The 12124-nt window shown below is 52.4% G+C and carries 10 protein-coding genes; 1 reads left to right on the forward strand and 9 read right to left on the reverse strand.

What is annotated here, in order from left to right; translation table 11 throughout:
- Positions 1–220: 220 nt before the first annotated feature.
- The 7 genes from ABE504_RS24915 to ABE504_RS24945 form a co-directional block, all read right to left on the reverse strand.
- A complete protein-coding gene (locus ABE504_RS24915; RefSeq protein ID WP_430094035.1) occupies positions 221–982 on the reverse strand; it encodes a DeoR/GlpR family DNA-binding transcription regulator in 762 nt (253 codons plus the stop codon).
- A 179-nt stretch (positions 983–1161) separates the two neighbouring features.
- Positions 1162–1992, reverse strand: coding sequence for a glycerophosphodiester phosphodiesterase (locus ABE504_RS24920; RefSeq protein ID WP_430094038.1), 831 nt, complete (start codon positions 1990–1992; stop codon positions 1162–1164).
- A 22-nt stretch (positions 1993–2014) separates the two neighbouring features.
- A complete protein-coding gene (locus ABE504_RS24925) occupies positions 2015–3340 on the reverse strand; it encodes an ABC transporter substrate-binding protein (protein ID WP_430094041.1) in 1326 nt (441 codons plus the stop codon).
- 24 nt (positions 3341–3364) lie between these two features.
- Positions 3365–4108 carry a carbohydrate ABC transporter permease gene (locus ABE504_RS24930; protein WP_430094316.1) on the reverse strand — a complete coding sequence of 248 codons (744 nt, stop codon included), beginning with the start codon at positions 4106–4108 and terminating at the stop codon, positions 3365–3367.
- Between the two features lie 103 nt (positions 4109–4211).
- Positions 4212–5048 (reverse strand): carbohydrate ABC transporter permease, encoded by an 837-nt coding sequence (locus ABE504_RS24935; protein ID WP_430094319.1) that lies wholly within the window; start codon positions 5046–5048, stop codon positions 4212–4214.
- Positions 5049–5225: 177 nt separating this feature from the next.
- Entirely contained in the window at positions 5226–6335 is a 1110-nt protein-coding gene (locus ABE504_RS24940; protein WP_430094044.1) for an alcohol dehydrogenase catalytic domain-containing protein, read from the reverse strand.
- A 231-nt stretch (positions 6336–6566) separates the two neighbouring features.
- Complete coding sequence (locus ABE504_RS24945) at positions 6567–7328, reverse strand: MgtC/SapB family protein (RefSeq protein WP_430094047.1); 762 nt, start codon at positions 7326–7328, stop codon at positions 6567–6569.
- 511 nt (positions 7329–7839) lie between these two features.
- Here ABE504_RS24945 and ABE504_RS24950 point away from each other — a divergent pair.
- Complete coding sequence (locus ABE504_RS24950; protein ID WP_430094050.1) at positions 7840–8916, forward strand: potassium channel family protein; 1077 nt, start codon at positions 7840–7842, stop codon at positions 8914–8916.
- Between the two features lie 1260 nt (positions 8917–10176).
- Here the strand turns inward: ABE504_RS24950 and ABE504_RS24955 are convergent.
- Both ABE504_RS24955 and ABE504_RS24960 read right to left on the reverse strand, forming a co-directional pair.
- Positions 10177–11403, reverse strand: coding sequence for an RtcB family protein (locus ABE504_RS24955; protein WP_430094321.1), 1227 nt, complete (start codon positions 11401–11403; stop codon positions 10177–10179).
- Positions 11404–11660: 257 nt separating this feature from the next.
- The gene (locus ABE504_RS24960; RefSeq protein ID WP_430094053.1) at positions 11661–12122 is read right to left on the reverse strand and encodes a DIP1984 family protein; all 462 of its coding nucleotides are present in this window, start codon (positions 12120–12122) and stop codon (positions 11661–11663) included.
- Positions 12123–12124: the final 2 nt, after the last annotated feature.

Here is a 12124-nt window from a genome sequence, read left to right on the forward strand (position 1 = left end):
TTTTCCGTTTTCTATCCTTTCCTTATAAAATAAGCGCGGCAAACCACCCTTATTTAATCGGAATAGGGCCATTTTGACCGCGAATCCGTAGCTTAAGAGTGGTTTACTACCGTTATTTTTTTGCCAGCTCCGATTCTTTATAATTAGAAGTGGTTTACCACCCTTATTCTTAAAAAGAAAAGAAGACATCGCCTTTGCAGGCGATGCCTTCTTTTTCTTTTTAAACCGTTATAACTTCCACGCCGCTCTCACGGAATTGTTGAAGAGCTTTCACCGGCGCGTCGACACCTGTAATCAGCGTATCCACTGCCGTTACCGGCGCTACGGTGTGGAGCGACAAATTACCGACCTTGCTATCGTCTGCCACCACAATAATTTTCCCCGCCGCAGCAATCATGCCCTGCTTCGTAGGCACGAGCTGCGCTTCCGGATGCATCAGCCCATGCTTAGGATGGATGACCGGAATGCCGATGAAAGCCTTCTGCACATGCAGCGACTTCAGCACATGATCGGTAAACATCCCGTTCAGCATATAACTGGATGGATAGAGATCGCCACCGGTCACAATGACTTTAATCCCTGACGCATCCCGCAGTTCCATCGCAACATTCATATCATTGGTGACAACGGTAATGTTCGAGCGGTGAATGAGATGCTTCGCAATATGAAGCGTCGTCGTGCCGGAGTCAATAATGACGTGATCCCCGTCCTGGATAAGGCTTGCCGCCATTTTGCCGATTCGCATTTTCTGATCTAATTGCTGCACGGCTCTTTCATTAAAGGAAGGTTCATCATGGGTCCACTGATCGATCGTGACGCCGCCATGCGTTCGTTTGACAAGCCCCTTCTGCTCGATTTCTTCCAAATCACGCCGAATAGTTGCCTCATGCACGGCGAATACCTGCGCCAGCTCGCCAATCGTTGCCACACGGTGCTCCTTAACATAATCCACGATACGAAACTTTCGTTCAGCTGCTAACAAGGAAGTCCCCCCTATAAGAAATGTGCCAATTCCCTGCTCATTTATCCGTCATTTATGCTCATATATGCTTATTTCAGCTTACCGATTCCCTATTTCCATGTCAAGCAAAACCGAATAGGCAAACAAGGCGCCGGCAGACATCGCTGCAGCGGCACCTTGTTTACTTCTTCCCATTCGACTTAGAAATAGCGTTGCAAGCTTTCAACAAACACTTTTGGTTCATCCACAGCAAAGCGCCGAATCCCTAGATCGAGCAAATCGAACAACGAAGCATCGTCAAAATAAAACGGCAGCACTTCCAGCTCTCGTCCTTTTTCCTGCAGCCTCTGCAAAGCAGACGCGAGAAACGGTCTCGGCAAACGATAGTTCCAGCCGGCCTCCGCCTGATCTTCCTCGGCGTTGACCAGATGCAGCTGAATAATATCCAACGAGGCAAAATCCGCCTCTGCCATCTCCTCAAACTTACGCATCGCCGCCTCCGGCACCCGCCCGGAAACCCACAGCATCGTGCGTACGTCCGGCAGTAATTCTTTTACCGTGCAGCAATTGTTGTAATCATTATGGGCAAAAATGATCTGGCTCCCTACGCCATACCGGCGAATCAAGCCCGCAAGCGCGCCTAAATCAACCTGTTTGTAATCCAGGTATAACTCCCGCTCCGGGTGCTCGGCCAGCACCGCCAGAATGTGCGCCAGTGCCGGGATACGCTCCCCTCGGAATGGCTCGCCGAAGCGGATGCCGGCGTCCCAAACTTGCAGCTGCTCAAACGTTAGCGTCGAGATTTCCTTGTCTTTATCCGCTTCTGGCGCATCGGTCGTCCGACCTGGCGTCGCGTCATGCAGACCGACAATGGTGCCGTCAGCGGTTTGGCGGATGTCCAACTCCGGAATGCCGCCAAGTTCCCACGCATAAGTGACGGCCGCCATCGTATTCTCCGGCATTTCCGAATTCGAATTTTGATGCGCTTGCCAGCTTACACTCCGCCAGCCTGCTTGTTCACGAGTTGCCATTGGTCCCAGCCTCCGCGTCCGTTTATTTCGATGTCAACAACCGTTCGGTTTCTTTGGTGAAGCCGTCCAGTGTCGTTTTAATATCTTTGCTGTCATACATGATCGCTTGCATAGCGGCGTGGAACTCCTTCATAACTTCCGGCCAGACGACGCTTTTATTCGTATCGACCGCATATTGAAGCTGATCGTAGGCAACTTTACGATTCGGCTCTTTTGCCCAGAGATCGAGAATTTGCTGGGATTGCGCCATTTTTTTCGTCATCGGCAAGTAGCCCGTATCGACAATCAGCTGCTGACCACCTTGCGGATCGGTTTCCACCCATTTAATGAATTCCCATGCCGCATCCTTTTGCTTGGAGCTTTCCGTCATCACGATGTTACCGCCGCCAGTCGGCTCGGCATTCACTTTATCTTTTGGCATAAAAGCCGTCACGACTTTAAACTTCGAATTGGCCATCGCCCCGATTTGTCCTGTGGACTGAAACAGCATGCCGGCTTTGCCGTCCTGGAACATTTGGTTAGCAACCGTACCGGAGTTCTGGGAAGGCGGATAGTACAGCGCACCCGTGCTTTGCATATCTTTCAGGAAGGAAAACACCTTTAAGCCGATACCATTGTCGATGAAGCCCAACGACGTTGATTTATCATTAAAGAACGTGCCGCCAGCCTGTGCGATAAAGGCAATCGGGTACCAGGAATCATGGACCATCGTCAATCCATAGCGCTTGGTTTCTCCGTTCTCTTTGACGACGAGCGCGTTAGCCACCTTTTTCAGCTCATCCCAAGTCGTTGGAACCGAAAGTCCCTTCTCATCCAGCAAATCTTTATTAAGGAAGAAGATCGGCGTTGACCGATTCAGAGGCAAGGACACCAGCTTATTATTGAACACGGAATGCCCCATCAGGCCTGGAATAAAATCGTCTTTGCTCATACTCGAGTTCTTGAGAAATGACGTCAGATCCGCCAGAACATCGGCGTCGGCAAACTGCTGCACATAAGCCCGCTCCAGCATGGTAACGTCAGGCGCCGTATTCGCAGCAAAAGACTGCTGCAGCTTGGTAGCGGTTTCATCATAGCCGCCTTGAAATGTCCCCACCACTTGAATGTTCGGGTGAGAGCTGTTAAAACGATCGATCATCGCTTGCATATACTCGCCGGTTTTGCCGCTTAAGGAATGCCAGAATTGCAGCGTTACTTTCCCTTTAGGCGCTTCCGATGCTTTCGCCGATGTTTGCGGTGCTGCAGAAACAGCAGGTTGTTCGGTATCGGAACCGGAGGCGCCACAGCCCGCGAGTATACCTGTTGTAAGTAGAGACGACATGATAACGCTTACCAATTTAACTTTCATTGTAAATTCCCCCGTAACTTCGTCTTATTTTATCCCTGAATAGACAAAAGCTCTGACAATATACTTCGAGCAAAACATGTATACGAACAAAATCGGTATCACCAGCACCACATTGGCCGCCATTAACATATTCCAGTTGCTCACGCCGCCTTCCGTTTCCTTCAGCATCGAAATGCCGACAGGCAGCGGGCGGACGGACGTCGAATCGGTCATGACCAAAGGCCAGAAATAATCGTTCCAGTGGCTGACAAAGCTGAACAGGACGACCGTCGCAAGCGCCGGAAGCGCCATTGGCGTCATAATGTTCCATATAATGCGGAATTCGCTGGCATTATCGATGCGAGCCGCTTCAATCATTTCCTCCGGCGTCTGCATGAAATATTGGCGAAGCAGGAAAATTCCGAACGCATTCGACATAAACGGAATGATTTGCGGCAGCAGCGTTTTGATCAGTCCCCAGTCCGCCAGCATGAGATACACAGGAATGAACGTTACTTGGCCCGGAATCATGAAAGCCAGCAAGATCAGACCGAACAAAATCGATTTTCCCGCGAACTTATATTTGGCAAAGGCAAAAGCTGCCGGGACCATGACGACAACCTGCACAATGAGGATGGTCAACGTCACTATAATCGAGTTCTTGGCAAAGGTGCCGAAAGGCGCCGCCGTCATGGCATGATAATAGTTGATCCATTGCGGTGAGGCCGGAATCAGCGTCGGAGGAAAGGTCATCGTCTCTTCATAGGTCTGAAGCGAAGTCGATAACATCCACAGGAAGGGAAAGATAAAAACAAGCAGTAATACAATTTTCAAGATTACGTTTACGGTTCGCTTCAAGGCAAGCACCCCCTTCTCTTTTCCATGTCAGCCCTTAGGAGTAATGCACCTTATTGGATAGCAGTCTAAAATATACAATCGTCAACAGCCCGATCGCCAGCATCAGGATAACGCCCGTTGCTGAAGCAAAGCCAATATTCGTCGTCCGGAACTCATAGATGTAGTACACCAATGTGCTTGTCGACTTATTCGGACCGCCGCCCGTCATAATGCGAACGGTATCAAACACTTTAAAGGAGCCAATGGTCATGATGACCAAAATAAAGAACAATTGCGGAGAAATCATCGGCATCGTGATATTGAATAGCGTCCGCATCTTGCCTGCACCGTCCAGCGAAGAGGCTTCAAAAATGTCAGACGGTATTCCCCGCATAGCGGCAACAATAATCAGCGTATAGTAACCGATGCTGTGCCAGACGGAAACGAAAATGACGGACATGAGCGACGAACTGGAGCTCTGCACCCATTGCGACGTCGGGAGGCCGAACATTTTCAGAAAATAGTTCAAGTACCCTACGCTTGGTTCCATCATCCACAGCCACACCAAGGCAATAGAGACGATAGAAATAATATGCGGCGTAAAGATGCCGGCTTGGATAAACGAGTTGAATTTCGAACTTTTCGTCAACCATACGGCCACGAACAAGGAAATGACGATGGTCAGCACAACGACGCCGACGGTGTATAAGCAAGTGTTCCAAAGGGACTTATAGAAGTCTTCCCGCGCAAAAATTTGTTTGAAATTATCGAGTCCTACAAATTTGCTCTTCGCCTTGTTCATGAGATTGAACTTGTATAGGCTTAGGTAAATCAGATAAATAATGGGATAAATGACGAAAAGAATAGTACCGGTCATGGCAGGCGCGATCATGACATACGGCCGAAGTTTTGCCCATAGCTTATGTTTGTACAAGTGCTGCTTCCTCCTTTCGTCATGACGGATTCGAAATGTGCGTAATTGCTCATAATTTTGCTCAATTATGTTTAATTTTATGCATCATCCAGTTTACTACAAACGCTTACATTTGTCATTGCGGTTCTTGCTGCCCTACCACCGAAAGTCGAGCATGACTTTGGTCCACGTCCGGTGCTGCGCCGCATATTCCATGGCTTCTGTGAAATCCTCGTCCGAACGAATGACCCGGTTATGCTCTGGCAGCAGTTTGCGCAGTGTCTCCTGGCATTTCCGATCTTTCATGGCATTCAGCACAGCAATGAAATCCTCCGCCGAGCTCCGGCTGCTTCCTCGCATCGTAATGCCCTTCTCCAGCACATCCCGCGTATTGATTGGCACGCGTTCCTCTGTAACGCCCATCAGAATGAGATGACCGCCTGGCTGCAGCACGTCGATGGCTTGATTAATGGCGCTTTCGGAAAATTTGCCGCCCGTGCATTCGAGTGCAATATCAAAGGAGGCTCCTCCGGAAAAGTCATAATTCTGGACAAGCTCACGTTTTGCAAAATCGAACATCGCAAGCTTCTCGGGCACAGCTCCGAATACCGTCAAGCGCTCCTTATCAACTCCATAGACATGGTGCAGCATGGCGGCTGCCAGGTAACCGACAGGACCATCTCCGAAAACAACAACCTTCGCCGTTTTCAACGCTTCGGCCACATGGTGCAGCGCTTGATAGGAAACCGAGCTCAGCTCCGTCAGCACGGCGATATCGTCAGGCACCTCCGGAGGAATAGGCAGCGCACTCGCTGCAGGCACAACCAATCGGCTTTGGGCGATGCCGTCCATTCCGCTTCCGAGAAAACGGCCGTGCGTGCAGTAGTTATTGCTTTTCGTGCTTCTGCACGTTTCACAGCATGTCTCCGGATTCGTCCCGTTAAGTAAATAGCCTTGCAAATTAGGGACGATGACTACGCGCTGGCCTTGCGGGAGCTCTGGCGTGGCACTGTGCAGCACCGTGCCGATGCCCTCATGAATGAGCGCCATCGGCAGCTTGCGCTCGAGTGCTTCGGCGCGCCGTTGACCTGTAAAGTAGCGCAAGTCCGCATGACATATGCTGCCGATCGTCGGCTCTACCACGACCTCCCAGTCGTGAACCTCATGTTCAATTTGAATAGGCTGCACGTCTCGCGGCTTGATTAATCGGTATGCGCGGGAAGCAACTTTGGTTGTTACAGTATGCTTGGCTTGGGCTTCATTCATGGTTGATTCCTCTCCTGTCCCTATCTCTTTCTCAACTGCATTTCGTCAAGCACGCCGCTTCCTTACGAGCGGTCGCACATCCTAAGGCGTGTACGTAGGCCTCCTTTCATTGCGCATTTGTATCGCTCGTTTATGCTCATAAATGTTTGTTATTGCTTATTTCGTAGTATATATGTGCTCAATCTTGCTGTCAATACTCTTTTTACGAGTTTTGTCCTGTTATGCAAACGCTTACTGTGACAAAACCGATGTTACCTTGCTTCTTTTTTTGTGAAAAGTGCGCGGCTCCACAGCTAGCACATGCGGGAACCCGCAAATCGTCCTGAGCAGGTTGGCCGTCTGTTCGCTGTCGCGATGCAGCAGCATGGCAATGCCGATCGCCAACCAGCCTGCATCCTCACCGTTATCCTCCGGTGATCGGCGGACTTGAATATGCCGAATCTGAACGTCCAGCTCGACCAGCCTGTTCACCACTTCACTTAAACAGCGGGGGTCATCCGGAACCCTCACGGTGAATTCCTCCTGTTTGCGCTTGCGATTCAAGTATTTCTCCCAATGATTCAGCACAAATAAGCAGAACAACACAAGGATGACCGCGACAATAGAGACATAGTAGAAGCCCGCGCCAACCGACAAGCCAATCGCCGCAACGACCCAGATCGAGGCTGCTGTTGTCAGCCCCGAGACTGTCGCCCCAGTGCGCATAATGGCGCCCGCACCAAGAAAACCGATGCCGCTGATGACCTGTGCAGCCAGCCTGGCCGGATCTCCGCGCAAGGCTGGCTCGCTGATAAAAAACTCACTGAATCCGTAGATCGACAAGAGCATAATCGTCGTCGATCCCAGGCACACGAGAATATGCGTGCGCAGCCCCGCCGCATGGTTGCTCCACTCTCTTTCCAGCCCGATGCAGCCGCCTAGAAGCAGCGACAACACCAGGCGCAGCGTCAGATCAAAATGCGAAATATACCAGACGGAATCTGGGTTTACCATTTCGTTTTCCCCCCTTTGATTTGTTGAATGTTTGTTTTTGCTTGTTTAAAATGCGAAAATGTTAAATTCATGCTCGATATTGTTCGAAACTCATGTTATGCTAAACCTATACGGGTGTCAAGGTATCACTTTCCGTTGTTTACCTGCTCAAATTAATGGGGTTATTTCCGGATTTTAGATGAAATTGGCGCGTTTGGGGCAAGCTACGACATAGGGCGTGTCTGAATGCTCCGAGGGCCGCAGATTTTGCCGAATTTTCGTTCCATGCAAGGAACTTTTGTGAAGGCGTACCGGGGGTACGTCAAGCGAAAGTGACGCAGTAGGTATAATAAACGGCTTACGCCGTCCCCTACGGGACGAGTGCGTTTATCAAAAATATAAGCCGACTTTGCAAGTGAAACCTATAAATGCTTATATTTGGGCGAAAAGGTGGTGAAAGATGCCCCTGAGCGGGTTTTCAGACACGCCCTAGTCAATTTTGAATTTGGATGCAAAGGTTGGAGCCTTGCCGATGTGGCTGAAATTGAAAAAAGTCTTCTATCACCTGATTCATTTGAAGGGCCGTATTTTCTTCCCTTTTGTCATTGGGTATGTCCTGCTTGCGGCCGCCATTGCGCTGGCGCTGGAGCCGGGTACGTTCGATCATTCCATGCTGACTTCGGTGTACTGGGTGTTAACCACCCTTGCTACGATCGGGTTCGGTGATTATGCGCCGGTGACAGATAGCGGTAAATTTTTTACCATCTGCCTGTATGTTACGGGCATTGCGCTCATCAGCGCTTTTATCCGAAAAATCGTCAAATCGCTCGCACATCTTGAACAACTACGAATAGGTGGTCAATTGAACTATACAGGCCAAAACCATATCATCCTCGTCGGCTGGAACGACAAAGCGAAGCTCGCGATCCAGGAGATTCTGACTACGGACCGCTCCACCGACATTGTGCTTATCGACAAGCTCGACAAGCTGCCGATCGTGGATGATCGGCTCTTCTATGTACGCGGCGACGCCACCGGTGAAGAGACGCTCCTTCAAGCTGGCTTGCCCCGCGCGAAGGGCGTGATTTTGTTCGCAGATCATGTGACGCAGGACGTCTATGCGGCCAAAGATCCGCTGCTTGTCGACGGCAAAACCTTGCTCGTCGCCACCGCGATTGCGGCGCTCGAGGAGCGCCTGGGCGTTTCTGTCCACATCACCGCCGAGGTGATGAACGAAAAGCACATCGCGCTGTTCAAGCACGCGGATGTCGATGAGTTCATCCCGACGCAGGAGATGATTTCGCACGCCGCCGTCCGCTCCATCTACACGCACGGCGTCACGCAGATGTATGCCGAGCTGATGAGCCGTCAGTGCACCGAAGGCATGTACGAGGTGCCGAAGCAGCCGGCGTGGCGGACATACCGCGATGCGTTCAGCGCCCTGCTGGATCAGGGCGCCACGCTGGTCGCGGACCGCGGCGACCTGCACATCAACCGCAAGCTGGACGCCCCGGTTCCGGCGGATGCGCAGCTGTACGTGATCTGCGACCGTGAGACGCTGGCGCGGATTGGCGGCTCGCCGGACGAGTCGGCGGGGCGGGTGCATTAGCGGGCCCGGAAGGCGGCGGCGGGCAGCGGCTTGTGCGAGGCCGAGAGGGGGCTGAGGGCCGACGGCTTGTGCGGGGCCCGGAAGACGGCGGCGAGCGGCGGATTGTGCGAGGCCCGAAAGGCGGCGGAGAGCGGCGGATTGTGCGAGGCCCGAAAGGCAGCTGAGGGCGGCGGATTGTGCGAGGCCGGGAGGTCGCCGAGGGATTGTGGGGGTAACGGGAAAACATTCGGATTCGGCACCAAGCCTGCAATAAAGCAGGAATTTCCCTCTGCCCTCCCTGATCCGATAGAATGCCTGCGAAAGCGCAGGCATTTTGGGCGAGAATCCTCTTTTGAAGCGAGTTCGGCCTAAAAACCTGCCTTTTCGCAGGTATTTTGCAAAAAAAGACTACTTTTGTGAAAAATGCCTGCTGATTTGCAGGAATTCGCCTGTCCGCTGTCCTCCTCTTCGACCAGTGCCTAAGTAGTTATTGCAGAACCTACATCAAATTTGAAGAAAATAGCCGAAAAACGAAAAAAACCTGCAAATACTACAGGTAAAATCGGACCAACCTCACCAAATGACTGAGTTTAGAGGGTTTGGCCGATTTTAACTGTATGAAATGCAGGTCTTTTCGTTGTAAGTGCCTTTTCACCACATTTTGCTGTACATTTTACATTTGTTTTCGTCTTCCTCTCCCCACAATTGACACCGGCAGCTGTACAGAGAGCGCTTCGTCTGTAAGTGAACCAACCTCGTAATCCACCGTCATCATCTTAAAGAGACAAGAAGGCCCAGAGGGGTGGCAAGATCACGCCGAAACTCCCGTTCCTGCGTCTACTTCTACTCCTACTTCTACTTCTACTCCTACTTCTACTTCTACTCCTACTCCTACTCCTACTCCTACTCCTACTCCTACTCCTACTCCTACTTCTACTCCTACTCCTACTCCTACTCCTACTCCTACTCCTACTCCTACTCCTACTCCTACTCCTGCTCAACTGGAATTTCTCCAGCTCATTTCGCACAAATGCGGTGGTTCGCGGCAATATACTGGAAATACTCCCGTTCATTTTGGCGTTTTTAGCTACTTTGCAGCATAGACCCCTGAATCACATGGAGGAATTCCAGTTCATGTGTCCCCTATTGCAAGAAGGACAACAATCAACTGGAACAATTCCAGTTCACCGGGTTGCCATGGGTATGATCGGAGAAGTCACCCTCCGGCGCAGATAAAAAAAGCACCCGTCACCGGGTGCTTCCCCATCCATCCTGATCCGTCTAATCCTTATACGGATCAAATTCATCCGCCCCGGCCATGCACACGCCGATCGGCCGCAAAACATGCAGCACGTCGATCGTCTCGGCGTGCGCATCCAACACCTGCTGGAGCTTCCGGTACACGAACGGACTTTCGTCCGTTCCCGCGCCGCGAAGCTCCACGCCGAACTCCCGCACCGCGCGCATCATCTGCGCGTCGCTGATCTGCCCACCCGCGCGCGTGCGGGTGCGCCAGTTCATTTTCCCCGCAGCTTGCGTGCGGCTCATGATGCGGCCTGCGCCGTGGACCGTGCTGTAGAACGCGTCACGGTTCTCCGTGGTGTCCTTGCCGCGCACGATAACAGACATATCGCCCATGCTGCCGCCGATAAAACCCAGCTGCCCCGGCGCGGACGGTGTCGCTCCCTTGCGCACAACAATCACATCGCGGTCGTCATGCGTCTCGCGCCACGCGTAGTTATGGTGGTTGTGCACCGCGAAGTCGGCTTCCGCCCCCACCAGATCCAAAACCTGCTGAATGACGTAATCCCTCCCCGCGTAGGCATACTGCCCGGCCAGCTTCATCGCGCGGTAGTACATATCGCCGAGCTCGCTGCTCAGATTGAGCAGTACCGGCGGCTGATCCATGCTCTCGCCCGGGGCGTTCGCCAGAAACTCGCGGCCCGCCGCCATGTTCAGGAAGCCGCTGGCCGTCTTATGCCCAAACCCCCGGCTCCCAAAATGGTTGCCGATCCACAACCGCCCCGTCGCTTCTTCTTCGAACAGGTCGACGAAATGGTTGCCGCTGCCGACCGTGCCGAGCTGGTTACGAGCCAGCGCCTTTAGCTTGTCGTGCTCCTGCCGGCCGACGGCGAGGTACACTGCCCAGTCCGGATCATCGAACAAAGCGTGATCCACCTGCTCGCTGTTTGAACGGCCGACGCCGAAGGAGACCTTTTTCGCGAGCTTGTTCATGATTTTCGTCAACCGCGGCTTGATGTCCGCCGCCATCAGATTCGTGCGCACCGCCTTGTTGCCGCACCCGATATCATAACCGACGCCGGACGGCGAGATCTGCCCTTCATACGCCATCACGCCGCCGATCGGCTGGCTGTAGCCTTTGTGGTGGTCGGCCATGAGCAGCGCTTGCACGACATTGCCGCGGGCGGCGCAGGTGATAGCCTGCGTTACTGCGCCCGGATCCGGCTTTCCCCAGACACGGACGCCATCTATATTTTGGTAAGCCAATTTATACAACACTCCTTGTGGATAACTTTCCTTGTTCCAGTTGTTGCTGCGCTTCCCCATTCCCGCCCTCGCTCATTTCGTCAATCAGCACATGGTCGTAACAATACCCGGTACACGATACTTCCTGCGATCCGCATTCTTGTAACAGTTCTGGGCTAATTCGTCATTGTAAAGACTTGGCCCTGCGTCTTTCTCAGGAGTCCAACAGGCCCCGTTGGCGGGTTGTGCTCGCCTTCACGAAATGGCTACCTACGCAGCTAGTCTTCCAGCAGTTCCGTCGTCCAATTCATCGCTTGAATTTGAAAATCCAGCTCGCGATACGCTTTGGACAATGCGTCAATTTGCGTCTGCAAGCCGGCGACATCCACCGTCCGCTGGAACTTCACCTCAGAGCGGCTAAAACGATCCTGCTTGATCGACGCTTGCTCCAATAGGTCGCCGAGCAGCTTGCGATGCTGCATCAGCTGGTCGCGCTCCGCCAGCGCATCCGAAATACTCAGTTCGACGTTAAACGGCGTGAGCGTGTTTGTTTTGTTTATTTTGCGAATCCAGGCGGTCTGTTCCTTCAAGATTTGTTCCAGCTCAGCGATCAGCGCATTCGGCTCTTCGGCCGGAACCTCCCCCTCCTGCACCTTCACCACCCGTTCGATCCGCTGTTTGAGCTGGGCGATCTTCTTTTGAGTGTCTGCGCGCAGTACGAGCGCTTCGGCTAGTTTCATCG

Origin of the sequence: Paenibacillus oryzisoli (assembly GCF_050467285.1) — a bacterium.
GTDB classification, from domain to species: Bacteria; Bacillota; Bacilli; order Paenibacillales; family NBRC-103111; genus Paenibacillus_E; species Paenibacillus_E oryzisoli_A.